Raw genomic sequence first — 23,918 nt, 5'->3', positions numbered from 1 at the left:
CTATGACTATCCGACTGCTCCTCGCCGGCGTGCTTGCCGCGCTGACGGCGTCCACTCCCGTGGCCGCCCAGAACCTGCAACCGCTGGACCGCATTGCCGCCGTGGTCAATGAAGACGTGATCCTGCAGAGCGAACTCGACCGTGCCGTGAAGAACGTCACCGCGCAGTACGCCAACCAGCCCGGACAGCTGCCCCCGCGCGAGGTGTTGGAACGCCAGGTGCTCGAACGCCTGGTGCTGGTGAAACTGCAGGTGGCGCGCGCCGCCGAAACCGGTATCCGGGTCAGCGACGACGAGTTGAACAATGCTGTAGCCGCCGTCGCCCAGCAAAACGGCGTTTCGGTCGACGCGTTGCGCCAACGCCTGGCAGGAGAAGGCGTTTCCTTCAACGACTTCCGCAGCTCGATCCGCGACGAGATCACCGTGCAGCGCCTGCGCCAGAGCTTCGCGCAGAGCCGCATCCAGGTGAGCGAGGCCGAGGTCGACGCGGCCATCGCTGCGCAGGCCAACAACAGTCAATACCACCTGGCCCATATCCTGGTCGGCCTGCCCGAAGGCGCTACCGCCGAGCAGATCGCCACTGGGCAGAAGAAGATCGAAGGCGTCAAAGGCCTGGTCGACAGGAACGAACTCGATTTCCCCGCCGCGGCCGTGCGTTACTCGGACAGCCCCAACGCGTTGGAAGGCGGCGACCTGGGTTGGCGCAGCCTGGATGAGATTCCGGCCGCCTTCGCCGAAATGCTGAAGACCATGACTCCGGGTCAGGTAGTCGGCCCCATCCGTGGGCCCAGCGGCTTCCAGCTGTTGAAGCTGGTGGAAGTTCGCGATGGCAGCCAGGCAGCCGCCAAGACCGTCACCGAATACCATGCGCGCCATATCCTGGTCCGCGTCACCCCTGTGCAAGACGCGGCGGCCGCCAAGGCCAAGATCGATACGCTGCGCGCGCGCATCGCCGGCGGCGCCGATTTCGTCGAAGTCGCCAAGGAATCCTCCGAAGACGCCAACAGCAAGAGCGAAGGCGGAGACCTGGGCTGGTTCGAGGCCAACGCGTTCGGGCCGGCCTTCGGCAAGGAAATCACCAGCACCGCCGATGGCGGAGTTTCGGCGCCGTTCCGCACCGAGGCGGGCTGGCATATCGCGCAGCGCATCGGCGAACGCCAGACCGACGTCACCAGCACCAGCCAGCGCGCGCAGGTGCGCGAGACCATCGGCCGCCGCAAGCTGGAAGACGAGTACAACCGCTACCTGCAAGAACTGCGTGGCGAAGCCTACGTCAACGTCCGCAATGGCGACGGCGACAAAGCGGCCGCCACCGACGGCGGCTGAGTGAAACCCGCGCTCGCGCTGGTTCCAGGCGAGCCGGCCGGCATAGGTCCGGAATTGTGCGTGCGCCTGGCGCAGCAGCCGCGGTCGGATTGCGAGCTGCTGGCCTTTGGCGACGCGGATACCCTGCAAGCCGCCGCGCGCGCCTTGGATTTGCCGCTACGCCTGCTCGAAGCAGGCGATACCGCAAACCTTCCCGGCGATCTGCGCCTGCGGCCCATTCCCAACGCGGTAGCCAATCTTTTCGGCAGCACCAATCCGGCCAATGCCCACGCGGTCATCGATGCGCTGAACGTCGCATCCGATGCCTGTTTGCACGGCGAACTGGATGGTCTGGTCACCGGCCCGGTGCACAAGGCCGCGATCAACGCCGGCGGTATCGCCTACACCGGCACCACTGAACTATTGGCCGAACGCGCCGGTTGCAACGTAGTGATGATGCTGGCCAACGACATCGTGCGTGTGGCGCTGGCCACTACTCATCTTCCGCTGCGCGCGGTGGCCGACGCGATCGACCGACCCACCTTGCTCCGTGTGCTGCGCATCACCGAACAGGCGCTGCGCAATGATTTCGGAATCGCGAAGCCGCTCATCGCCGTGCTCGGGCTGAATCCGCATGCGGGCGAGTCAGGACACCTGGGGCGCGAGGAAATCGAGGTGATCGAGCCCGTGCTGGAAACGTTGCGCAAGGAAGGTCTCCGGCTCGTGGGCCCGCTGCCTGCCGACACCGCCTTCCTTCCGCAGAAGCTGGTCGGCTTCGATGCCGTGCTGGCGATGTACCACGACCAGGGTCTGCCGGTGCTCAAGTACAGCGGTTTCGAGCGCGCGGTGAACCTGACCCTGGGCTTGCCCTATCCGCGCGTCGCGGTGGACCATGGCACCGCGCTGGACCTGGCCGGCAAAGGCCTCGCCGATCCTTCCAGCCTGTTCGCCGCAGTAGAAACCTGCGCGCTGATCGCCGCGCGCCGCCGCGCAACGTAAACTCGCCGGATGAATTTCAAAGCGCCGCCCAAGAAATCCCTGGGCCAACACTTCCTGACCGACCGCGGCATGATCGAGATGATCGTGTTGGCGGTGAATCCGCAGCCCGGCGATAGGCTGGTGGAAATCGGCCCCGGTCAGGGCGCGATCACCCTTCCCCTGTTGCGCAAACATGGTCAGTTGACCGCCATCGAGTTCGATCGCGATCTGGTGGTTCCGCTGTCGCAGGCCGCGCACGGCGTAGGCCAGTTGACCGTGATCCACAAGGACGTGCTGGAAGTGGACTTCACCCGCATGGCCGGCGAAGAAAAACTGCGTCTGGTCGGCAACCTGCCCTACAACCTGTCCTCGCCGATCCTGTTCCATGCGCTGGACCACGCGGCAGCGGTGCGGGACATGCACTTCATGTTGCAGAAAGAGGTCGTGGACCGCATGGCCGCCGGCCCCGGCAGCAAGGTCTATGGACGTCTTAGCGTCATGCTGCAGGCTTATTGCTCGGTCACGCCTTTGTTCGATGTGCCGCCGGCCGCATTCCGGCCGCCGCCAAAAGTGGACTCGGCAGTCGTGCGGTTGGTGCCACGCACGCCGGAAACCATCGGCGTCGACGATCCAAAGCGGTTCGCCGACGTGGTCCGCGCCGCCTTCGGCCAAAGACGCAAGACCCTGCGCAACGCGCTTATGGGCGTGGCCACTACCGAACAGATCGAAGCTGCCGGGCTGCGTCCCGATGCGCGCGCCGAACAGGTGGAAGTCGCGGGTTTCGTACGCCTGGCCAACCTGCCCTCTGCCGAACGGGTCGAACCTTAAGCCGGCTTTGCATACACTGTGGGCATGAGCCCTTCCGACTACGCCATCGCCGTCGACGTAGCCACCCGTTTCCTCGACGACCAATCCGTACCCGAGGACGGGCGCTTCGTTTTCTCCTACACCATCCATATCCGCAACCACGGCAAGGTGCCGGCGCGGCTGCTGGGACGCCATTGGATCATCACCGACGCGAACGGGAAGATCCAGGAAGTGCGCGGAGAAGGGGTGGTCGGCGAACAACCCTGGCTGCGTCCCGGCGACGATTTCGAATACACCTCGGGCGCAGTGCTGGAAACCGCACTGGGCACCATGCAGGGCAGCTACGACATGCTGGCCGACGACGGCACGCGCTTCGATGCGCCCATCGCGGCCTTCACCCTGTCCGTTCCGCGCACGGTGCACTGAGGAAGCGCCGCGTGAGCGTTTGGGCCATCGGCGACCTGCAAGGATGCTACGACGCCACCCAGCGCCTGCTGGAGCGTCTGCGTTTCGATCCGGCCGCCGACAAACTTTGGTTCTGTGGCGACTTGGTCAACCGCGGCGGGCAATCGCTGGAAACCCTCCGGCTGGTGCATTCGCTGCGCGCTAACAGCATCGTAGTGCTGGGCAACCACGATCTTTCGCTGCTGGCCATCGGCGAACGCACTCCCGACGAACAGCGCAAGGTCAACCTGGACCTTCAACGCATCGTGCTGGCCGATGATCGCGACGAACTGCTCACTTGGCTGCGCATGCAGGAACTGGTGCATGTCGACCGCGAACTCGGCTGGATGATGATCCACGCCGGCCTGGCGCCGAAGTGGACCACGACCCTGGCCGAAAAGCATGCACGGGAAGTCGAGAAGCAACTGCACGGCGACGGCTACCGCAAGCTGTTTCGCAACATGTACGGCGACAAGCCCAACTGGTCGCCGCAGCTGGGCGGCTACGACCGCTCGCGCGCCATCATCAATGTGCTCACCCGCATGCGTTATTGCACGCCGCGCGGGCGTATGGCGATCGAGGAGAAAGGCGGTCCGGGGACACAGGCCCAAGGCCTCTATCCCTGGTACGAGGTGCCAGGACGGGCCGAGCGCGATCTGAAGATCGTATGCGGACACTGGTCAACGCTCGGCCTGATGATCGGCCATGGCGTCCATGCCATCGATACCGGCGCGGTGTGGGGCGGAAAACTGACTGCACTGCAGTTGGACACGGACGAATTGCGGATCGTGCAGGTGGCGGGGCGCGATGTGACGCCTCCCGGGTGAAGCCGATCCGTGTCAGCGGGCTGATGCTGTTAGCGCTGCTTGCTGCCTGCGACTCTTCAACCTCGACAAAACCGCCTGCCGAGCGCGAGTCCGCAACGCGCGTTGCCGCGACCGCGCAGCCATCCCCGCCTTTGGTGGCCGCGGCGCGCCAGCAGATCGGCGTCACGCGCGTGTACGACTCGGCTTATGTCGAAATGCCTTATCCCGGCGGCGACGTTCCCGTCGAGCGCGGCGTGTGCACCGACGTGACCGTGCGCGCGCTGCGCACTCAGGGCCTGGACCTGCAACGCGCGATCCACGAGGACATAAGCGCGCATTTCGCCGCGTATCCACAGAACTGGGGACTGAAGGCGCCGAACCCCCATATCGACCATCGCCGCGTACCCAACCAGATGCGCTGGTTCGAACGCGAAGGCTGGTCGCAACCGATCACCACGAACGCGGACGACTACGTTGGCGGTGATATCGCCGCCTGGAAGCTCACCGGCAGCGGCCTGCTCCATATCGGCATCGTGTCCGACCGCAAGACGCGTGAAGGCACGCCGCTGGTCATCCACAACATCGGCAGTGGCGCGGTGGAAGACGATATTCTGTTTGCGCACACGATCATCGGACATTACCGCCCAGCGCTGTAACGACGGCGCTTACGCCCGTTCGTAGTCCACGAACTCGAGCCCGAATGCGTGCCGCGCGTCGGCGGGATGCGACTGGCGCGATACGATCTTCCACTGATATCGATCGAACCGCGGAAAGAAGGCATCCGCGTCTTCAACTTTCGTATCCACGTGCGTCAGGTACAGCCTGTCCGCCAAGGGCAGCGTCGCCGCGTAGATCTCTGCACCGCCGATCACGCAGATCTCTTCAGCGTCATGCGCGCGCACAAAGGCTAGTGCTTCGTCGACCGACGCCACCGCTCGCATATCTTCGAACGGCACGCGGCCGGAGCGCGTCAGCACCAGATTAGTCCGGCCCGGAAGCGCGCGACCCAATGATTCGGCGGTCTTGCGTCCCATCAGTACCGGCTTGCCGAGCGTGAGCGACTTGAAGCGCTTCAAGTCGTCGGGCAGACGCCACGGCAGATCGTTGTCCTTGCCGATGCCGCGATTGCGATCCAGCGCTGCGATCAGCGAAACGTGCACGCGCCTATACCGCCACCGGCGCCTTGATCGCCGGCGCTGCGTCGTAGCCGTGGATCTCGATGTCGTCGTAGGTAAAGGCGAACAAGTCGGTTACTTCCGGGTTCAACCGCAACTTCGGCAACGCACGCGGCTCGCGCGACAATTGTTCGCGCGCCTGCTCGTAATGGTTCGAATACAGGTGCGCGTCGCCCAGCGTGTGCACGAAGTCGCCCACGCCCAGTCCGCAGGCCTGCGCCACCATGTGCGTCAGCAAGGCGTAGCTGGCGATATTGAACGGCACGCCCAGGAAGATGTCGCCGCTGCGCTGGTACAACTGGCAGCTGAGCTTGCCTTCGACCACGTAGAACTGGAACAGCGTGTGGCACGGCATCAACGCCATCTTCGGAAGGTCCGCCACGTTCCAGGCCGAGACGATCAAACGGCGCGAATCGGGATTGCGTTTGATCTCGTCGACGACCCATTCGATCTGATCGATCTCGCCGCCATCGGCGGTGGCCCAGCGTCGCCACTGCTTGCCGTAGACCGGACCGAGCTCGCCGTTCTCGTCGGCCCATTCGTCCCAGATGCCGACCTTATTGTCCTTCAGATAGGCGATATTGGTTTCGCCTTTCAGGAACCACAGCAGCTCATGCACGATGGAGCGCAGGTGCAGCTTCTTGGTCGTAACCAGCGGAAAACCCTGATTGAGGTCGAAACGCATTTGCCAACCGAAGACGCTGCGCGTGCCGGTGCCGGTGCGGTCCGATTTTTCCGTGCCCTGGTCGAGCACGTGGCGCAGCAGATCGAGGTATTGCTTCATGCAGCGTCCTCAACGGGAATCACCGGTTGCAGGGTGGGCGAACGGCGCGACAGCCAAAACAGGAAAAGGCCCAGCGCGATTAGCGGCAGGCTCAGCAGCTGGCCCATCGTCAGCCAGCCGAAGGCAAGATAACCGATGCCTTCGTCCGGCACGCGCACGAATTCCACCAGAAAACGGAACACACCGTAGAGCAGCGCGAACATTCCCGATACCGCATAGCGCGGTCGCGGCTTGCGCGAGAACCACCACAACACGCAGAACATCACCAGGCCTTCCAGGAACGCCTGATAGAGCTGCGACGGATGCCGCGCGAACTTGTCCAGCGCACCGGCCGCGTACTGCGCCTGCAACTGCGCGGCGCTCAAGCCGAGCTTGAGCACGTTGGGATCGGTGCTGGGAAAAATAACGCCCCAGCCCGCTTGCGTGTACTTGCCCCACAGCTCGGCGCCGATGAAATTGCCGATGCGCCCGAAACCCAGCCCCGCAGGCACCAGCGGCGCCACGAAATCCATGGTGTCGAAGAAATGGATCTTCTGTTTGCGCGTCCACCACAGCGCCGCCGCCATCACCCCCAACAGGCCGCCGTGAAAACTCATGCCGCCTTCCCACACCTTGAAGATCATCAAGGGGTTGTCGAGGAACGCGCCGAACGAATAGAACAGGATGTAGCCGATGCGTCCGCCCAGCACCACTCCCAGCATGCCGTAGAACGCCAGATCCGACAGTCCGTTCATGTCCACGCCCGGCAAGCGCCCGGCGCGGATGCGCTGGCGCCCCAGCCACCATGCGCTGGCGAAGGCCAGCAGATACATCAGGCCGTACCAGTGGATCTTGAGCGGGCCGAGGGAAAGCGCGATCGGGTCGATCTGGTGGAGGTAGGTCATGAAGCCTGCAGTGGGTTGGGCAAGGCCCTATTTTGCCCGAGTACCGCTGCTTTAGCCCTCCCCTTCAAGAGGAGGAGAAAATCAATCCAGGATCAGCGGCAGGTTGGGCAGTTCGTCGCGGTCCGGAGTGCCGTCGATCTGGGGAAAATGCTCGGCAAGCAGGTCCGAAACCGCCTGGATACCATGCACAACCGCCTGTTCCGGCTCGCCCGCCTGCATGCGTTCCTCCATCAACTGGCAGACGCCGCGCCATTGTTCCGCGCTGACCCGGCCGTTCAGGCCGCGGTCGGCGACGATCTCGATGCGGTGATCGGCCAGCAACAGATAGATCAGCACACCGTTGTTGGCCTCGGTATCCCAGGCGCGCAAGCGCGCGAAAGCGGCTTCGGCGCGCGCACGCGCCTGCACGCCACGCAGCACCATGCCCGGAGAAAGCTCCGATTCCACCGCGAACAGGATTTCGCCGCGATGCCGCAGTTCGCCCGCAGCGATCGCATCGGCAATCCGATGCAGGCTGTCCTCAGGAAACAGATGGCGGGCCGAGCGCGCAAAGAGATGGCGGAGAAGTCGCATCACCAGCTCCCCGAGGCACCGCCGCCGCCGGACATGCCGCCACCTCCGGACCAGCCACCGCCACCTCCGCCGCCAAAACCACCGCCGCCACCGCCCCAGCCGCCTCCCCCGAATCCGCCCCAACCGCCCTGGCTGGCGTAGCGGCCGGCCGAAACCGACATCAACCCGTAAATCAGCCCGAACAACCCGGCGATGCCCGCCAGCGGAATGATCGAAGACAGCAACCAGGCTACTCCGCCGGCCGCACCGCCGGTGAACAGGCTTCGCAAACCCTTGGGCGCCTTGCCGAATACGCCACGCACCAGCGTGGCGGCGATGAAGGCGGCGAACAGGGCGAACAGCCAGTCCCCGCCCCCGCGACGACCATCGTCGTTGCGGTGGTCGCTCACCGGTGCGGGTAGCTGCTCGCCCTCGATCAGCCGGCTGAGTTGTGCGGTCGCCTCTAGAATCCCGCCGCCGAAATCTCCGGCGCGGAACTTGGGCACCAGATACTCCTGGATGATGCGGTTGGCGATGGCGTCGGGAATAGCTCCCTCCAATCCGTAACCAGGCTGAATACGCACGCGGCGGTCGTCCTTGGCCACGACCAGGATCACCGCATCGTCCACGCCTTCGCGGCCCAATTTCCATTGGTCGAACGCGCGTTGCGTGTATTGCTCGATAGTTTCCTGTTGCGTGCTGGAAATCATCAGCACCTGCAGCTGGCTGCCCTTGCGTTGCTGCAGGGCCAGCGCTTGTTGTTCCAGCTGCTGTTTCTGTTCCGCACTGAGCGTACCGGTGGTGTCCACCACCGGCGAAGTCAGCGCCGGGATTGCCCCCGCCCCCGCCGCCTGCTGCGCCCACGCGGGCAGGCAGGCGAACAGCAGGAAGGCGAGCGCGAGCGCGCGTCGCAGCATGTCGATCAGCTATCCGCCACCGATCAGTTGCCGGGCGCGGGCGGCGGCGGCGGTGCTGGCGGAGCCGGCGGCGGCGGCGTGTTGCCGAAATCCACCGCGGGCGCTTCGGAGATTTGCGCCTCGTTCTCCACGGTGAAGTTGGGCTTTTCCTTGTAGCCGAACAGCTTGGCGGTGAGGTTCTGCGGGAACGAACGCACGTAGGTGTTGTAACCCTGCACGGTTTCGATATACCGGCCGCGGGCGACGGTGATGCGGTTCTCGGTGCCTTCCAATTGCGCCTGCAGATCGCGGAACGATTGGTCGGATTTCAGGTTCGGATAGTTCTCGGTGACCACCAGCAGGCGCGACAGCGCGCTGGACAGTTCGCCCTGCGCAGCCTGGAACTGCTGCAGCGAAGCGGCATCGTCGGCGTTGACCTGGATCTGGCCGACCTTCGCGCGCGCATTGGTCACGTCGGTCAGTACCTTGGCTTCGTGCTGCGCGTAACCCTGCACGGTCTTGACCAAGTTGGGGATCAGGTCGGCGCGGCGCTTGTACTGGTTCAGCACTTCCGACCAGCCGGCTTTGACCGCTTCGTCCTTCTGCTGGATGGTGTTATAGCCGCAGCCAGCAAGCAGCGCGGCCAGGCCGAAGATCAGGAGCGAACGCGAAAGCAGGCGCATGGCGGAAGTCCTTCCGATTGGATTGCCGGCATTGCAGCACCGCACCGACTTCAGCGCAACTGCCAAGGCTGCGTCCCGTCGGGCCGGGCGAACCCGGCCCATAAGCCCCGTGAGAAGCTCGTTACGGCACGATCGGATGCTGGTGCTGCGCGCCGCGGCGGCGCATCAGCAGATTCAGCCATTCCACCATCACCGAGAAACCCATGGCGAAATAGATGTACGGCTTGGGTACGTGCACCTCGAGGCCGTCGAGGATCAGGACCGCGCCGATCAGCACGATGAAGGCCAACGCCAGCATCTTGATGGTGGGATTGGCGTCGATGAAGTGGCCGAGCGGATTGGCGGCCAGCAGCATCACCGCCACCGCCAGCAGGATTGCGGCCACCATCACCGGAATGTGCTGCGCCATGCCCACCGCGGTGATCACCGAATCCAGCGAGAACACGATGTCGATGACGGCGATCTGCAGGATCACCATCGCGAATACGCCGGAAGCTCTAGTGGTGTTGGGGTCTTCGTCGTGGCCGCCGGTGATCAGCTCGCGGATTTCCATGCTGCCCTTCACCAACAGAAAGATGCCGCCCAGGATCAACACCAGGTCGCGCACCGAAATGCCCATGCCGAATACGCTGAACAGGTCGTGCTGCATGCGCGCCAGGAACGCCAGCGATATCAGCAACGCGATGCGCGTGATGCAGGCCACGGCGATACCGAACTTGCGGGCCACGTCGCGTTGATGTTCCGGCAGTTTGCCGACGGCGATGGAAATGAACACCAGGTTGTCGATACCCAGCACGATTTCAAGCGCACTCAGGGTGACCAGAGTAAGCCAGACATTGGGGTCGGCGAGAAATTCGAAACTCATCGTCAATCAATCCTTCAAAGCGAAAAAATTCGTGGGCCCAGGATCAGCCCCCAGCACAGCAATACGTTCATCATCAGCACGAACACGGCGGCCGAACCCATGTCCTTGGCGCGCCCCGCGAGTTCGTGGAACTCGGGGCCGTAGCGTTCGATCACCGCTTCCACCGCCGAATTGAGCAGCTCGGCCGACAGCACCAGCAGGCAGCTGCCGATCAGCAGCGCGCGTTCGATGCCGCTTTCGCCCAGCCAGATCGCCAGCGGCCCCAGCACGACCAGCAGGTAGCATTCCAGGCGGAACGAGGACTCGTGCAACCAGGCCGCGCGCAGGCCCTGGAACGACCAGACCGTTGCCTTCAGTATCCTGCCCGGCCCTCGCGGCAGATGCCCTTTTTCATCGGCCATGTCGAAAAAGCTCAGCGAAAATGGGCATGGGCTGGGAGGAATTCGCGGGTGAGGCGTCGATTTTGCCACAAGGCAGCGGCGGCCACCCGAATTGCACCGGTCGGCGCGGGCTGTTTCACTAGCGAAAACCAGAGGATCCGCCCCTGATGCTGTTACTGCGCCATCTTGTTCTCGCCAGCCTGCTGACCCTGTTGACCGCCTGCACCAGCGCTCCGCCCGCGCACAAGGGGCCCCCGCGCATTCCCGAACAGGTCTCCAACGCCGATTGGGAACAGGACATGCAACGTTTCGCGGCACTGGACGCCGCATCCCCGCCGCCGCGGCACGGCGTGCTCTTCGTCGGCAGTTCGTCGATCCGGTTTTGGGAGACGCTGGCGGAGGATTTTCCCGGCGTACCGGTGATCAACCGCGGCTTCGGCGGATCGGAACTCCGCGACAGTACCTTCTACGCCGATCGCATCGTGGTTCCGTATGCGCCCAGGCAGATCGTGCTCTACGCGGGCGAAAACGATCTGCAGGCGGGCCGCACACCGCAGCAGGTGGAACAGGACTTCCGCACCTTCGTCCAGCGCGTGCGCCGTGACCTGCCCAAGGCGCGCATCGCGTATATCTCCAACAAACCCAGCCCCTCGCGCGTCGGACTGCTGGAGGCGCAACGCCAGGCCAATGCGCTTATCAAGGCCGAAGCAGGACGCTTGCACGTCGACTACATCGACGTTTTCAGTTCCATGCTGGATGCGAACGGTCAGCCGCGCGAAGAACTCTTCGTCGAAGACCGGCTGCATATGAATCGCGCCGGATACGAACTTTGGCGGCAGAAGGTCGCGCCCTATCTGAGCGGCCATTGAAGCTCACCGGTAACGCATCCGTAACCCGATACGGGATAGATTCCGCGACACCTACCTCAACGGAACCCCGCCCATGGCCGTTAACTACATTCCCGATGGCTACCACACCGTTACCGCTTACCTGATGGTCGACGATGCCGCCAAGGCGCTCGACTTCTATCGCGAAGCCTTCGGCGCCGAAGAGCTATACCGCCTTCCGATGGGCGACAAGATCGGACACGCCGAGATCATGATCGGCGACACCCATCTGATGCTGGCCGATGAGTTTCCCGACATGAACGCATTGGGACCGAACAAGCGAGGCGGCGCGACCGCCAGCTTCATGATCTACGTGCCTGACGCAGATGCGGCCTACGACAGGGCCGTCAAAGCGGGAGCCAAGGCGGATCGGCCGTTGAAGAACGAATTCTGGGGCGACCGTATCGGCACGGTAATCGATCCGTTCGGCCACAAGTGGTCGCTGGCCACCCATCTGGAAGAAGTGGCTCCCGAGGAAATGCAGAAACGCATGGCCGAATGGAGCAAACAGCAGTAGCAGATCCATTGTCTGGTGGATTTCGTTTATAAAAGCAGAAGGCCCGGCATCAACCAGGCCTTCTGGCAAAACAGGACGCTATAGCTATAAATCAGAAGCCGGACACATTGAGGCGGCCGCCCGTCACCGTTTTGTTTTGCAGGGACGCCGTCGGCACCGTATTGGCGAGAATGGCTGCCTTGATATCGGCGGCGGTCACGCCTGGACGCGTCGAGGCGTACAGGGCAGCTGCACCGGTGACGTGAGGCGTCGCCATGGAGGTGCCGCTATAACTTGCGTAGCCGGAGACCAGCAAACCCTTCGAACTCACGGGAACGCTCGACATGATGGCCGACCCCGGCGCACCCAGATCCACCATGACCTTGCCCCACTGCGAGAAGCTCGACAAAGCGCCGGTATTGGTGATCGACGCCACGGCGATGATGTTCGCGTTGGGATAGTTGGAAGGATAGCTGGCGGTCACGTCATTGTCGTACGCATCATTGCCGGCAGCGGCTACGAACAGGATATTGGCGGTATTGGCGCGCCCAATAGCGTCCTGCAATGCCTGCGAGAATCCGCCGCCGCCCCATGAATTGTTGGTAGCGACGATGTTCAACCCATGCCGGGTCTTGAGGTCGTTGAAATAATCGATGGCCTTGATCGCATTGGCGGTGGTGCCGCCGCGACGACCCAGGAATTTCCCGCTGATCAGCTTGACGCCGCTCCAGCAGACGCCGGCGACGCCCTTGGCGTTGCCGCCCAAGCCGGCGATGGTGCCGGACACATGGGTGCCGTGATCGTCGTTGGCGCCCCCCGAATTGATGTTGTTGCTGTTGCCGTCGAAGTCCCAACCGCGCACGTCGTCGATGTAGCCGTTGCCGTCGTTGTCGACGCCGTCCGCCGCATCGTAGGGATTGGTCCAGATATTGGCGGCGAGATCTTCGTGCTGGTAGTAGATGCCTTCGTCGATCACGCCGACGATCACATTGCCGCAGGAGGTGTGGCCACTGGCCCAGCTTTCGCCGGCCTGGGAACCGTATTGATTGGCCGGCGTGGTGGCATCGCCATACATACCCCACAACGAACCATTGGTGTAATAAGTGTCGTTGGAAACCGCTTGGTGCTGATAAATCCAATTCGGCTCGGCATATTCCACCGCGGGATCATCGTTGATCGCGCGGACGGCCGCGGCGACGTCCAGCCCTGCGGGAAGTTTGAGTAACGCAAGTTCGCCTTTCTTCGAATTGCCGGCGCGCACCGTTTCCAGTTTCTGCGCACCCAAGCCATGATTCAGCGCCTCCAGATTGGCGACGCTGGCGCCATCGCGATACTTGACCAGCAACTCGCCGCTCGCATGCGCGCGGCCTTTTCCCAATGCTTGTAGAACCAGATCGGAACGTCCGCCCGCCTGCACTGCGAACGAAGTACCGAGTGCGACCAGAACCGCACCAGCCAGCAAACCCAAACGATGCTTAGCAATCATCTCTGACACTCCATGTGGATAACCAGGCCGTCCGGAATGGACTGGCCGTGCCGAAAGCTAAGTCAATTACAAGAGGGCCGCAATGCTTTAGCTAGCAAGCGAAATGGAAAATTCTCCTTAATAGGCATCTCACTTTTTGTACGGGGAGCAATTCAAAGAAACGTGCATTACTCCATGCCGGCATGCCGTACAGAAAGCGCTAGTAGAAAGCGTTTTTACGTTATCGATCTGAGTACAACGACGTCTGCAGATGCGGCTTTCTCGAATCAGTCCGTCGCGTCGAATATCGCCGTGCCTCGCGATCCATCGATTCCGATCCAGGCCCGATACATGCCCGCGGTGCTGAACGGCATGGCGATATTGCCGTCGCGATCCACCGCGATGGCGCCACCATCGCCACCGAGTTCAGGCACGCGCTGCAGAATGACCGCGTCGGCGGCGACCGCAAGGCTGGCGCCGCCATACGCCATGCGCGCGGCGATGTCGTGCGCGACCACGTTGCGGATGAAGAATTCGCCCCAGCCCGTTCCCGAGACCGCGCAGCGTTCGTCGGCCCAGGTGCCTGCACCGATCAAGGGCGAATCTCCGACGCGTCCATAGCGCTTGTTGGTCATGCCACCTGTGGAAGTGGCGGCGGCGAGATTCCCTTGCGAATCGAGGGCGACCGCGCCGACGGTGCCGAAGTATTTTCCGCGCAGGCTTTCGTCGCCGGCCTCGCTGCTTTCGCGCGCCTGTTCCTGATCGAGCTGCGTACGGCGGGTATCCGTATCGAACCAGTCGTTGCTCACGCGTTCGATTTTCGGCTGGGTGTCGGCAAACCTTTCTGCGCCCGCGCTGATCATCATCACATGCGGCGAATGCTCCATCACCGCGCGTGCGAGCCGCACCGGATTGCGCACGGTTTCCACCCCTGCCACCGCACCTGCGCGACGGGTCTTCCCTTCCATGATGGAAGCGTCCAGTTCGTGCCTGCCCTCGGCGTTATAGACCGAACCTTTGCCTGCGTTGAAACGCTGGGATTCCTCCAGGGCCACCACTGCCGCTTCGACCGCGTCAAGCGCACTACCGCCGTCGACGAGAATGAGGCGCCCGGCTTCGAGAGCGGCCTCCAGATCGGCGCGGATGGATTGTTCCTCAGCCGAGGATAGTTGGTCTCGCTCGATTACGCCGGCGCCGCCGTGGATGGCTAGGGCGAAGGATTGGCTGCTGTGCGTCATGTGAATGCGAGGTAGGAAAGTGTGCAGGATACCCGCTTCCCTTCTCCCACTGGCGCCCATAGGGTGTGCAAGGCTGAGAAGGTGGCGCGTAGCACCGGATGAGGGAGTGAAAATTCTAGTCACGGAAAGCTACACCACATACTGATTTTCCATTCCCTCATCCGCCCTGCGGGCTCCTTCTCCCGGAGGGAGAAGGAGCGCATTATTGCTGCCGCAGCGCCTCGATCGGATCCAGCTGCGAGGCTTTTCTGGCCGGGTAGTAGCCGAAAAACAGGCCCGTGGCGATGGAGAACGCCGCCGCCAGAGCCACCACTTGTCCGTTGAGCACGATCGGCAGTTCGCTGAATTTTCCCACCAGCAACGCGCCCGCTACGCCGATGACGATGCCGATCACCCCGCCGATCAGCGAGATCAGCATTGCCTCGGCCAGGAACTGCCTACGCACGTCGGAAGGCCCCGCGCCCACCGCCATGCGCAGGCCTATCTCGCGGATACGCTCAGTCACCGACACCAGCATGATGTTCATGATGCCTATGCCGCCGATGATCAAGCAGATGGTGGCGACCGCGCCCAGCAATTTCGACATCAGGTTGGTCGTGGCGGTGCGTGTGGCGACGATCTCGGAGATGTTTCGCACGTTGAAATCGTCGTCAGCGCCGGGCGCGATCTTATGGCGCTGGCGCAACAGCGCTTCCACTTCGCTCTGCACGTAGGTCAGGTCCTTGGCGCTGGTCACGGTCAATGCGATCTGCATCACCGCGCCCGACGGCAGGCCCATGGCGCCCATCAGGCGGCGACGCGCGGTTTCCAGCGGAACCATGACCACGTCGTCCTGATCCTGGCCGAAGCCGCCCTGGCCTTTCGAATTGAGCGTGCCGACCACGGTGAACGGCACTCGGCCCAAACGGATGGTCTGGCCGATGCCCGGGTCGTCGCCGAATAGCGTGCGCCGCGTGGTTTCACCCAGGATCACTACTTTGCCGGCGCTGGTGTAGTCCTGTGCGTCGAAGCCTTCGCCGTTGGCGATGGACCAGCCGTTGATGTCGAAATAGTCGGCCTGCACGCCCTGCCAACTGGTGGAGGCATTGTTCTCGGCATAAACCACCTGGGTGTTGCCGCGCAGCGCGCCGGCCACGTACTGCACTTCCGGAATCTCACTGCGAATCGCTTCCGCGTCGCCCTCGTTGAGGGTGAAAAAGCTGCTAGCGCTCATGCGCGCTCCGCCGCCGCCACGACCCGCGCCCGGCGAGATATCCAGGCGCTGCGAACCCAGCCCGGACACCATCTTGTCGATTTCGGCCTGGGTGCCTTGCCCCACCGACACCATCACGATGACGGCCGCGATGCCGATGATCACACCCAGCGAAGTCAGCGCGCTGCGCATCCAGTTGCCGCGCAGCGCGTGGATGGCGGTACGCAGGATGTCGGTGAAGTTCATACGGTCCCTTGCTTGTGCGCGCCGTCATGGAAGAGCTGGCCATCGTGCATCACAAAGATGTGATCGGCGTGGGCCGCCACTTCCGCGTCATGGGTGATCAGCACCACGGTGTGGTCGTCGTCGCGCAGTTGCTTGAACAGCGCGAGGATTTCCTCGCCGGTCTTGCTGTCCAGCGCGCCGGTGGGTTCGTCGGCCAGTAGGATCGGCGGGCGGTTGATCAGTGCGCGGGCGATCGCGACGCGTTGCTGCTGCCCGCCAGACAACTCGCTAGGCTTGTGCGACGAGCGTTCGCCCAGCCCCACCGACGCCAGCGCCTCTTGCGCGCGCCTCATGCGTTCGGCCGGCGGCACTTGCGCATAACCCAGCGGCATGGCGACGTTTTCCAACGCATTCATCCGCGGCAGCAGGTTGAAGCCCTGGAACACGAAACCGATCTTGTCGCGGCGCAGTTCCGCCAGCGACTCCTTGTCCAGCGTGGACACATCCACGCCATCGCATTCGTATACGCCCGAAGTAGGCGTATCCAGGCAGCCGATCAGGTTCATCAGCGTGGACTTGCCCGAGCCCGACGGACCCATGATGGCGACGAAATCGCCGCGGCCAATGCGCAGATCCACGCCTTGCAGGGCGGCGACCTCGGCTTCGGTGCCGGGCGAATAGATCTTGGAAAGCGCGCGGGTCAGGATGACCGGTATGTCGGCGGCCCTTGCAGAGGCGGCCCTTGTAGAAGATGGCGCGCTCATTCCTTGGCGCGCTCGCCGGTGATGATCTCGTCGCCTTCCTTCAGGCCTCCGCCGGATACTTCGGTGGCGGTGCCATCACTGGCGCCGATGCGCACCATCACCGGTTCGGGCTTGCCATCGACTAACCGGTAGAGCGACGCGCGCTTGGCGTTGAGCAGCGCGCCCAGCGCGGCATCCCACTTCTGCTTCTGCGCATCGTCGAGACCGGCACGGAAGGCTGCGAAATCCTGCTGGAAGCGTTCGGCCATGCGCTGGCGGACCTGAGCCTGCATATCGCCCGAGCCGCTGCCGCCCATCACCACCATGCCAGGCGGGCCGCCGCGGCCGCCACCGAACATACTATTGCCGCCTTGCACCGCTTGCGCCTGACGCGCTGCCTGGCGTTGGCGGACCGAAGCCACCGCCGCATCGAAGGCCGCCTGTTGTTGCGGATTGACCTTGAGATCGGCGACCGTGCGGGCCAGGTCTTCGGTGATGCCGCCGCCGCGTTGCGCGCCCTGCGCAGGCGCCTGGGCCGCGCCAGTATTGTTTGCCGCCGCCGGCTTGTAGCGCAACGCCGCATTGGAAACCTTCAGCACCTTGTCGCGCTTGCTGACCTCGATCTCCGCGTTGACGGTCAGACCCGGAAGCAGCGTACCGTCGCTGTTGTCGACGGTGACGACCACCGGATAAGTCACCACGTTATTGGTGGTGGTAGCCGCCAGCCGCACCTGTTCCACCGTGCCCTTGAACTGGCGGTCGGCGAAGGCATCGGCGGTGAAGGAAACCACTTGTCCCACCTTGACCTGGCCTATATCGGATTCGTCCACGGCCAGCTCGATCTTCATCTTGCCCAGATCCTCCGCGATGGTGAACAGTTCCGGCGCGGAGAAGTTGGCGGCCACGGTCTGGCCGGGCTCGATCGTGCGGGTCAGCACCACGCCATCCACCGGCGAAGTGATCACTGTCCGCTGCAAGTTGACGCGCGTGGTCTGGGTGGAGGCCGTCTGCTGGCGAATCTGCGCTTGCGAGGAATTGACCTGCGCGCGCGCCTGATCTAGCGCCGAGCGGGCCAGGTCGACATCGCTCTGGGCGACCAGCTTCTGCTTGCCCAGGTCCGCCTTGCGCTGGTAATCCAGTTCGGCGTTGCGCAGCGTCGCCCGCGCCTGCGCCAGGGAGGCGCTGGCGCTGGCGATCTGCGCCGTGCCCTGTTCGATCTGGGCCTCGTACGTGCTGGGGTCGATGCGCGCCAGCACGTCGCCTTTTTTAACCTTGCTGTTGAAGTCGACCAGCACGTCGGTGACCTGACCGGAGATCTGGCTGCCCACGGTGACCGTGGAAATGGCGCTCAGGGTGCCGGTCGCCGAGATCGCAACCCGGATGCCGCCGCGCTCGACCGGCGTGGTCCGGTACGCGCCCTCCGCAGCCTCGCTTTCACGATTGTTCCAGTACCACCAGCCCGCTCCGAGCAGCGCCAGCGCCGCTACGGCAAGCACGATCCGGGAAACCAGCTTTCGAGAATTGGGAACACTACGTCGCTGCTGGCTCATGCGAAAGTCGGACCTGGAGAAGTGGGGATTCGGGCATTGAACGCACGGCTGCGGTCATCGTTGACAGCATGAGCAGGCTTGCAGTTCCCGACGCGTGCCGCGTTCACCGCGACTTAAGCGAAGCGGATGGTCGCGGCGGTGCCGGCGCCCATCGTGCTTTCCAGCTCTATCTTCCAGCCGAAGCGATCGCACAGGCGCCGCACGATCGACAGGCCCAGGCCGGTCCCCTGCGGACGCGAGGGATCGGCCCGGTAGAACGGTTCGAAAGCGCGCGCCATCGAATCCCCGCTCATGCCGATGCCGGTATCGCGAACGATGACCCGGTCCTGCTCCAGAACCACGTCGATACGTCCCCGGTCGGTATAGCTGCATGCATTGCGCAGCAGGTTGCTGATCACCACCTGCATCACTCGCGGCGGCGCATGCAGGCGCGGCTTGGCGTTGCAGGTGACCTCCAGATCCACATGCTTGCCGACCAGCAGCGCACGCGCATTGTCGGCCTCGTCCAGCACAATGTCGGCCAGTTCGAAATCTTCGCTCTGCGGCTCCACCTCGTTCTCGCGAGCCAGGATCAGGAAGGCGTCGATCACCGCCTCCATGTCGCGTCCGGCGCGCTGGATGCGTTGCAGCGAACGCGCCACTCGCGGCGAAGAGTCTTCGGCCATGGCCATGTCGCTGGCCACGCGAATCACGGTCAGAGGCGTGCGCAGCTCATGGCTGGCGTCGCGGGTGAAGTCGCGCTCGCGCGCCACATGCGCCGATACGCGATGGGCAAGGCCGTGCAGCGCCGAGGCGAGCTGGCGGGCCTCGCCCTGCACATCGGGCGGCAGTCTGTCGGGCGCCAACGCGCTGACGTCCGGATGGCGGGGATCCCATTGCGTGACTTGCCGAGCCAACCAGGTGACCGGCGAGATCAGGCGCTTGGAGGCACGGTAGGTCAGCCAGGAAACGAAATAGATGGTGACCAGGGTCAGGATGATGGGCAACGTACCGAAATAGAACGCCAAGCGCGCGGCTTGCGAACGCAGGAACACCAGGTAAAGACGGCCAGCGGGCTTCTCGTCGACCAACACCAGCAGGTCGTCGTCTTTCAATTCGTGGAAGCCGGGCTTGAGCGTGCGCAGGTTTTCCGGAAGCAGCAGGTTGGAGCGCCCGCGCAACACCAGGTAACCGCGCATGTTGTAGGTATTGGGCGGCGGTTGGGCTTCGGATGCCCCGTACAAATCCCAGTAATGCGCCGCTTCTTCCTGCAGGGCGGTGTTGATCAGGCTCTGCTTGATCACCACGGAAACCAGGAAAACCCCCAATACGATCGCCAGACTGGCCAGCGCTACCTGCACGATGAAAGCGATCCGAATCTTGCGTGGCAACCCCTGCGGCATTTTCGGTTCCGTTAGTTTGCGGCTGGGCACGCTGCGGCTGCGGTCGCGGTCAGGCGATATCGGCGATGCGATAGCCTGCGCTCTGCACCGTATGCAGCAACGGTTTGTCGAAGGGTTTGTCGATCACTTTGCGCAGGTTGTACAGATGGCTGCGCAAGGTATCCGAATCGGGCAGGCCATTGCCCCATATCTCCCGCTCGATCTCCTGCCGGGTGACCACGCGCGGCGATTCGCGCATCAGGATGGTCAGCAGACGCAGGCCTATCGGCGACAGCATCAGCTCGGAGCCGCCGCGCGTGGCCCGCATGCTCACCGGATCCAGCACCAGGTCGGCGACCTTCAGGACTTCGGCGCCCACTTGGCGTCGCTCGCGCCGGATCAGCGCGCGCAGCCGTGCTTCAAGTTCCTGGATGGCGAAAGGCTTGGTCAGGTAGTCGTCCGCACCCGAGCCTAGCCCGGTCAGTTTGTCGTCCAAGGTGTCGCGTGCGGTTAGCATCAATACGGGAGTGGATTTCCGGGCCTCGTTGCGCAGCCGGCGACAGACTTCCATGCCGTCCATGCGCGGCAGCATGAGGTCCAGCACCAGCACGTCGTAACTGTTCTCGACCGCAAGGCGATACCCATCCAGGCCGTCGGTGGCGTAATCCACCTCGAATCCGCGGCCTTCCAGGTATTCCCCGATCATCTCCGAGATGTTGCGGTTGTCCTCCACCACAAGTACCAGCCCGGCCGTTTCCTGTGTATGGCGCATGCCGTCTCCTTATCGCTTCAGGTTTGTGAAGCTACCCGCTTTCAAGTTGACGCCATGTGAAGGCGGCGGGCGGACCGGCCCAGACGGTAGGCTAGCGCCCTTCCCTCACTCGCCAGACCACCATGACCGCCCGCCTCCTGCCCCTGCTGTTGCTACTCGGTTCGAATATCTTCATGACCTTCGCCTGGTACGGGCATCTGAAGTACAAGAGCTCGCCCTTGATCGTGGCCATTCTGGCCAGCTGGGGCATCGCCTTCTTCGAATACACGCTGATGGTGCCGGCCAACCGGCTAGGCAGCAGCGTGTACACGGTCGTGCAGCTGAAAACCATCCAGGAAATCCTCACCCTGGTGGTGTTCGCAGGATTCTCGACCTGGTATCTGGGGCAACCGCTGAAGTGGAACCACTACGCGGCCTTCGCGCTGATTGTGGGCGCGGCCTTCCTGATGTTCTATGAGCCGGGCGCCGCTACAGTTTGAGCTTTCCGGTCAATATGTCCTTGAACATCACCCAGTCGCCGGCGAACGAATAGAACGGATGCTTGAATGTCGCCGGACGGTTCTTCTCGAAGAAGAAGTGCCCGACCCATGCGAACCCGTAGCCGCAGAACAGCGCGCCCAGCGCCCACCAGGGATTGCCGGTGAACAGGGCCGTCGCCAACAATCCCAGGACCCCGCAACTGCCGATGAAATGCAGCCTGCGCGAAATAAGATTGCGGTGTTCTTCGAGATAGAACGGATAGAACTCGCGGAAGCTGGCGAAACGGCTCATGGGAAGTCCTGGTGGCCCGCAACATGGGTCCCGTATCATGCCGCCGCCGCTGCAGAGGCACAACGCTCGCGGCCCTAGGGATCTTGCCCGTGTTCGAGCCGCTTCACGCGTACCCAGTATTCGTCCTGAAGCTCCAACGGCAACGCCGACAGCGTAGTGCCCTCGCTGGCGGCCAGCGCCTCCATGGCGCGGAAGCGACGCTCGAATTTGAGATTGGCTTGGCGCAATGCGGCGCCGGCATCGACCTTGGCATGCCGCGCAAGATTGGCGCAGACGAACAGCACGTCGCCGATCTCGTCCTGAAGGCGTTCGCGGTTGGCCTCCACATCGCCTCGCGCGAACTCCATGCGCACTTCCTCTATTTCCTCGTGCAGCTTGGCGATCACCGGATCCGGACTGGGCCAGTCGAAACCCACCCGCGCCGCCCGCGACTGCAGCTTGGCCGCGCGCTGCCATTCCGGCAGGCCGCGCGACACCCCGGCGAGCGCGGAAGCATCCGCATCGCCCGCCGCCTCGCGTTCGCGGCGTTTCTGCGCTTCCCATTCGCGGGTCTGCGCTTCCGCATCCTCGACACTGGCACCCGCGAACACATGCGGATGCCGACGGGTCATCTTGTCGCAAATGGCCGCGACCACATCGTTGAAATCGAACGCGCCCTGCTCTTGCGCCATCTGCGCATGGAACACCACCTGCAACAGCAGATCGCCCAGTTCGTCCTTCAGGTCCTCGAGATTATTGCGGTCGATGGCATCGGCGACCTCATAGGCCTCCTCGATGGTGTACGGCGCGATGCTGGCGAAATCCTGCTCGATGTCCCAGGGGCAGCCGTTCTGCCGATCGCGCAGGCGAGCCATGATGGTAAGCAGATCGCTAACGTCGGGCGCATTCATCGAGGGCAAGTGCTCGGGTAGTGTCTGGAAGACTGTGATCGAATGGGGAAAGGTCTATCAACAATCCATGATGTCATCCCAGCGGCTTTCAACAGCCGAATGGCTGGTCAAGCTGGGATCCATCTTGATCTTGCTTTTTACCTTCTTAAAATCTGAAGCAAAAGCGTTTCGCGCTGCGCGCGAGTCACTTTTCTTTGAACGGCAAAGAAAAGTAACCAAAAGAAAGCCGCCCTAACGGCGCGCCCGGCGATGAAGCCGCCGGGTTCGCAAGCGGGGCAGGAATTTTTGGAAGCAGCATCCTGCTGCTCCAAAAAACGGCGCACATCCCTGTGCGCCGCCCCTGCGGGGTTTACCCGCCCCGCTTGCCTCGTCTCACGGGTCTAAACAAAAAAGCAAAAGCCTAGAGCCAAGACTTCCACGGCAATGCCGGATCGCCAAGCGCCAGGAAATCGCCATTGAGCAAGGTGGGACGCTGGTTGTAGCGGAACGGCCTGCCATCCGGCGCGATGACCACGCCGCCTGCAGCTTCGAGAACGCATTGCGCCGCCGCCGTATCCCACTCGGAAGTCGGACCGAAACGCGGATACACATCCAGGCTGCCTTCGGCGATACGGCAGAACTTGAGCGAGGATCCTAGGCCAAGCGTTTCGGCATCGCCGATACGGGCCAACAGCGCATCGGTACGCGCATCGCGATGCGAGCGGCTGGCGGCCACCCGCAGCGTCCCGGTTGCGGGCGCGCGCGTGCGCAGCGCCACGTCGATTTCGCCGTCGCGCCGGTAGGCCTGCTGGCCGAGCGCACCGTGCCATAAGGCGCCGCCGACAGGGGCCAGAACCACTCCGAACACTGCGACGCCGTCGTCGATCAGCGCGATGTTTACCGTGAATTCGCCATTGCGCTTGACGAACTCACGGGTGCCGTCCAATGGATCCACCAGCCAGTAGCGCGTCCAGTGGCGGCGCGTTTCCCAGGGAATGTCCGCCGCTTCCTCGGACAAGACGGGCCAATCGGGTGTTAGCTTTTGCAGGCCGTCGACGATGGCATGGTGCGCGGCCATGTCCGCAGCGGTCAGCGGACTGGCATCGGATTTTTGTTCGACCTCGAACGCATTCTCATAGACCTGCAAGATCGCCGCGGCGGCTTCACGCGCGATGGCGATCACCGCTTCCTGCAGATCGGCGGTTACCAGGTTCATGTCGGATTCCTCAACCATTCGCGCGCGATGAACAACGCGGCCAACGAGCGCCCTTCGGAAAAGTCTTCGCGCAGCATCAGCTGATCCAATTCGTCCAGCTTCCAGGGCACCACTTCCAATTCTTCCGGTTCGTCGCCGGGCAGCCGCTCGGGATAGAGATCGCGTGCCAGCACCAACCACGACTGGTGGCTCATGTAGGTCGGGGCGAGACTCATGGCCCGCAGCACGTCGATCCGGCGCGAACCGTAGCCAGCCTCTTCCTTCAACTCGCGATCGGCGGCCTGCGCCGGCGTCTCGCCGGCGTCGATGCGGCCCTTGACCAGTCCCAGCTCGTAGCGATGCACGCCCGCGGCGTATTCGCGCACCAGCAACACGGTTTCGTGGTCCAGCATGGGCACCACCACTACGGCGCCGTGGCCATGCGGCTTTTGTCGGTGGAAACGCCGGCGCTCGCCGTTGCTGAACTCCAGGTCCAGTACTTCCACGGTGCGGTCGGAGGGACCTTCGGCACGCTCGGTGATGGAGTGGATGACAGGCAGGCGGCGACTCATCGACCCACTCCGGTGCGAGGGCTG

27 protein-coding genes and 1 pseudogene are annotated in these 23,918 nt (G+C 63.4%); 9 read left to right on the top strand and 19 right to left on the bottom strand.

Annotation, left to right across the window (positions count from 1 at the left end; translation table 11 throughout):
• The first annotated feature begins 2 nt into the window (after positions 1 to 2).
• The 6 genes and pseudogenes from AC1DTQ_RS12550 (at position 3) to AC1DTQ_RS12525 (ending at position 4,995) form a co-directional block, all read left to right on the top strand.
• Positions 3 to 1,325: a peptidylprolyl isomerase gene (locus AC1DTQ_RS12550; protein WP_477850095.1), complete on the top strand. Its 1,323-nt coding sequence runs from the start codon at positions 3 to 5 to the stop codon at positions 1,323 to 1,325.
• Positions 1,326 to 2,303: a 4-hydroxythreonine-4-phosphate dehydrogenase PdxA gene (gene pdxA / locus AC1DTQ_RS12545; RefSeq protein ID WP_477849989.1), complete on the top strand. Its 978-nt coding sequence runs from the start codon at positions 1,326 to 1,328 to the stop codon at positions 2,301 to 2,303.
• A gap of 9 nt (positions 2,304 to 2,312) precedes the next feature.
• Positions 2,313 to 3,110: a 16S rRNA (adenine(1518)-N(6)/adenine(1519)-N(6))-dimethyltransferase RsmA gene (gene rsmA / locus AC1DTQ_RS12540; protein ID WP_477849988.1), complete on the top strand. Its 798-nt coding sequence runs from the start codon at positions 2,313 to 2,315 to the stop codon at positions 3,108 to 3,110.
• 24 nt (positions 3,111 to 3,134) lie between these two features.
• Positions 3,135 to 3,515 (top strand): Co2+/Mg2+ efflux protein ApaG, encoded by a 381-nt coding sequence (gene apaG, locus AC1DTQ_RS12535; RefSeq protein ID WP_477849987.1) that lies wholly within the window; start codon positions 3,135 to 3,137, stop codon positions 3,513 to 3,515.
• Positions 3,516 to 3,526: 11 nt separating this feature from the next.
• Positions 3,527 to 4,354, top strand: a pseudogene (locus AC1DTQ_RS12530) (symmetrical bis(5'-nucleosyl)-tetraphosphatase); the annotation flags it as partial.
• 2 nt (positions 4,355 to 4,356) lie between these two features.
• On the top strand, positions 4,357 to 4,995 hold the full coding sequence (locus AC1DTQ_RS12525; RefSeq protein ID WP_477849985.1) for a DUF1287 domain-containing protein: 639 nt from the start codon (positions 4,357 to 4,359) through the stop codon (positions 4,993 to 4,995).
• Positions 4,996 to 5,004: 9 nt separating this feature from the next.
• Here AC1DTQ_RS12525 and AC1DTQ_RS12520 read toward each other — a convergent pair whose 3' ends face one another.
• The 8 genes from AC1DTQ_RS12520 to AC1DTQ_RS12485 all read right to left on the bottom strand — a co-directional run bounded on the left by AC1DTQ_RS12520 (position 5,005) and on the right by AC1DTQ_RS12485 (position 10,579).
• Positions 5,005 to 5,499 carry a dihydrofolate reductase gene (locus AC1DTQ_RS12520; RefSeq protein WP_477849984.1) on the bottom strand — a complete coding sequence of 165 codons (495 nt, stop codon included), beginning with the start codon at positions 5,497 to 5,499 and terminating at the stop codon, positions 5,005 to 5,007.
• A 4-nt stretch (positions 5,500 to 5,503) separates the two neighbouring features.
• The gene (locus AC1DTQ_RS12515) at positions 5,504 to 6,298 is read right to left on the bottom strand and encodes a thymidylate synthase (RefSeq protein ID WP_477849982.1); all 795 of its coding nucleotides are present in this window, start codon (positions 6,296 to 6,298) and stop codon (positions 5,504 to 5,506) included.
• Positions 6,295 to 7,182 carry a prolipoprotein diacylglyceryl transferase gene (gene lgt, locus AC1DTQ_RS12510; RefSeq protein ID WP_477849981.1) on the bottom strand — a complete coding sequence of 296 codons (888 nt, stop codon included), beginning with the start codon at positions 7,180 to 7,182 and terminating at the stop codon, positions 6,295 to 6,297. Before lgt ends, AC1DTQ_RS12515 begins: the two co-directional genes overlap by 4 nt.
• Positions 7,183 to 7,263: 81 nt before the next feature.
• Positions 7,264 to 7,755 (bottom strand): TPM domain-containing protein, encoded by a 492-nt coding sequence (locus AC1DTQ_RS12505; RefSeq protein WP_477849980.1) that lies wholly within the window; start codon positions 7,753 to 7,755, stop codon positions 7,264 to 7,266.
• The gene (locus AC1DTQ_RS12500) at positions 7,755 to 8,651 is read right to left on the bottom strand and encodes a TPM domain-containing protein (protein ID WP_477849978.1); all 897 of its coding nucleotides are present in this window, start codon (positions 8,649 to 8,651) and stop codon (positions 7,755 to 7,757) included. The genes AC1DTQ_RS12505 and AC1DTQ_RS12500 overlap by 1 nt, the downstream gene beginning before the upstream one ends.
• Before the next feature lie 23 nt (positions 8,652 to 8,674).
• Complete coding sequence (locus AC1DTQ_RS12495; RefSeq protein WP_477849977.1) at positions 8,675 to 9,313, bottom strand: LemA family protein; 639 nt, start codon at positions 9,311 to 9,313, stop codon at positions 8,675 to 8,677.
• A 121-nt stretch (positions 9,314 to 9,434) separates the two neighbouring features.
• Positions 9,435 to 10,178 (bottom strand): TerC family protein, encoded by a 744-nt coding sequence (locus AC1DTQ_RS12490; RefSeq protein WP_477849975.1) that lies wholly within the window; start codon positions 10,176 to 10,178, stop codon positions 9,435 to 9,437.
• A gap of 14 nt (positions 10,179 to 10,192) precedes the next feature.
• Positions 10,193 to 10,579, bottom strand: a complete 387-nt coding sequence (locus tag AC1DTQ_RS12485; protein WP_477849974.1) for a diacylglycerol kinase — start codon at positions 10,577 to 10,579, stop codon at positions 10,193 to 10,195.
• Positions 10,580 to 10,725: 146 nt separating this feature from the next.
• On the opposite strand from AC1DTQ_RS12485, the gene AC1DTQ_RS12480 reads away from it, so the two are divergent.
• Together AC1DTQ_RS12480 and AC1DTQ_RS12475 are read left to right on the top strand one after the other, a co-directional pair.
• Complete coding sequence (locus AC1DTQ_RS12480; protein WP_477849973.1) at positions 10,726 to 11,427, top strand: SGNH/GDSL hydrolase family protein; 702 nt, start codon at positions 10,726 to 10,728, stop codon at positions 11,425 to 11,427.
• Between the two features lie 73 nt (positions 11,428 to 11,500).
• Complete coding sequence (locus AC1DTQ_RS12475) at positions 11,501 to 11,962, top strand: VOC family protein (RefSeq protein WP_477849971.1); 462 nt, start codon at positions 11,501 to 11,503, stop codon at positions 11,960 to 11,962.
• Positions 11,963 to 12,053: 91 nt separating this feature from the next.
• Here the strand turns inward: AC1DTQ_RS12475 and AC1DTQ_RS12470 are convergent, their stop codons facing one another.
• From AC1DTQ_RS12470 to AC1DTQ_RS12440, 7 genes are all read right to left on the bottom strand, one after another.
• Positions 12,054 to 13,427 carry a S8 family serine peptidase gene (locus AC1DTQ_RS12470; protein ID WP_477849970.1) on the bottom strand — a complete coding sequence of 458 codons (1,374 nt, stop codon included), beginning with the start codon at positions 13,425 to 13,427 and terminating at the stop codon, positions 12,054 to 12,056.
• Between the two features lie 266 nt (positions 13,428 to 13,693).
• Positions 13,694 to 14,644 (bottom strand): isoaspartyl peptidase/L-asparaginase family protein, encoded by a 951-nt coding sequence (locus AC1DTQ_RS12465; RefSeq protein ID WP_477849969.1) that lies wholly within the window; start codon positions 14,642 to 14,644, stop codon positions 13,694 to 13,696.
• Between the two features lie 202 nt (positions 14,645 to 14,846).
• Positions 14,847 to 16,082 carry an ABC transporter permease gene (locus AC1DTQ_RS12460; RefSeq protein WP_477849967.1) on the bottom strand — a complete coding sequence of 412 codons (1,236 nt, stop codon included), beginning with the start codon at positions 16,080 to 16,082 and terminating at the stop codon, positions 14,847 to 14,849.
• Positions 16,079 to 16,825 (bottom strand): ABC transporter ATP-binding protein, encoded by a 747-nt coding sequence (locus AC1DTQ_RS12455; RefSeq protein WP_477849966.1) that lies wholly within the window; start codon positions 16,823 to 16,825, stop codon positions 16,079 to 16,081. The genes AC1DTQ_RS12460 and AC1DTQ_RS12455 overlap by 4 nt, the downstream gene beginning before the upstream one ends.
• Entirely contained in the window at positions 16,822 to 18,354 is a 1,533-nt protein-coding gene (locus tag AC1DTQ_RS12450) for an efflux RND transporter periplasmic adaptor subunit (protein WP_477849965.1), read from the bottom strand. Before AC1DTQ_RS12450 ends, AC1DTQ_RS12455 begins: the two co-directional genes overlap by 4 nt.
• A gap of 113 nt (positions 18,355 to 18,467) precedes the next feature.
• The gene (locus AC1DTQ_RS12445; protein ID WP_477849964.1) at positions 18,468 to 19,736 is read right to left on the bottom strand and encodes a sensor histidine kinase; all 1,269 of its coding nucleotides are present in this window, start codon (positions 19,734 to 19,736) and stop codon (positions 18,468 to 18,470) included.
• Positions 19,737 to 19,785: 49 nt separating this feature from the next.
• Positions 19,786 to 20,487 (bottom strand): response regulator transcription factor, encoded by a 702-nt coding sequence (locus AC1DTQ_RS12440; protein WP_093287368.1) that lies wholly within the window; start codon positions 20,485 to 20,487, stop codon positions 19,786 to 19,788.
• A 122-nt stretch (positions 20,488 to 20,609) separates the two neighbouring features.
• On the opposite strand from AC1DTQ_RS12440, the gene AC1DTQ_RS12435 reads away from it, so the two are divergent.
• Entirely contained in the window at positions 20,610 to 20,966 is a 357-nt protein-coding gene (locus tag AC1DTQ_RS12435; RefSeq protein WP_477849962.1) for a DMT family protein, read from the top strand.
• Here AC1DTQ_RS12435 and AC1DTQ_RS12430 read toward each other — a convergent pair.
• From AC1DTQ_RS12430 to nudE, 4 genes are all read right to left on the bottom strand, one after another.
• Complete coding sequence (locus AC1DTQ_RS12430) at positions 20,956 to 21,258, bottom strand: Mpo1-like protein (RefSeq protein WP_477849961.1); 303 nt, start codon at positions 21,256 to 21,258, stop codon at positions 20,956 to 20,958. The two genes, AC1DTQ_RS12435 and AC1DTQ_RS12430, sit on opposite strands and share 11 nt — an antisense overlap.
• Positions 21,259 to 21,332: 74 nt before the next feature.
• On the bottom strand, positions 21,333 to 22,148 hold the full coding sequence (gene mazG, locus AC1DTQ_RS12425) for a nucleoside triphosphate pyrophosphohydrolase (protein WP_477849960.1): 816 nt from the start codon (positions 22,146 to 22,148) through the stop codon (positions 21,333 to 21,335).
• A 400-nt stretch (positions 22,149 to 22,548) separates the two neighbouring features.
• On the bottom strand, positions 22,549 to 23,343 hold the full coding sequence (cysQ, locus tag AC1DTQ_RS12420; RefSeq protein WP_477849959.1) for a 3'(2'),5'-bisphosphate nucleotidase CysQ: 795 nt from the start codon (positions 23,341 to 23,343) through the stop codon (positions 22,549 to 22,551).
• The gene (gene nudE / locus AC1DTQ_RS12415) at positions 23,340 to 23,894 is read right to left on the bottom strand and encodes an ADP compounds hydrolase NudE (RefSeq protein WP_477849958.1); all 555 of its coding nucleotides are present in this window, start codon (positions 23,892 to 23,894) and stop codon (positions 23,340 to 23,342) included. Before nudE ends, cysQ begins: the two co-directional genes overlap by 4 nt.
• Positions 23,895 to 23,918: the final 24 nt, after the last annotated feature.

The sequence above is a fragment of the Pseudoxanthomonas sp. P4_B2 genome, from assembly GCF_056402315.1.
The sequence above is the reverse complement of the archived record's forward strand: the minus strand, read 5'-3'. Positions and strand labels throughout refer to the sequence as shown.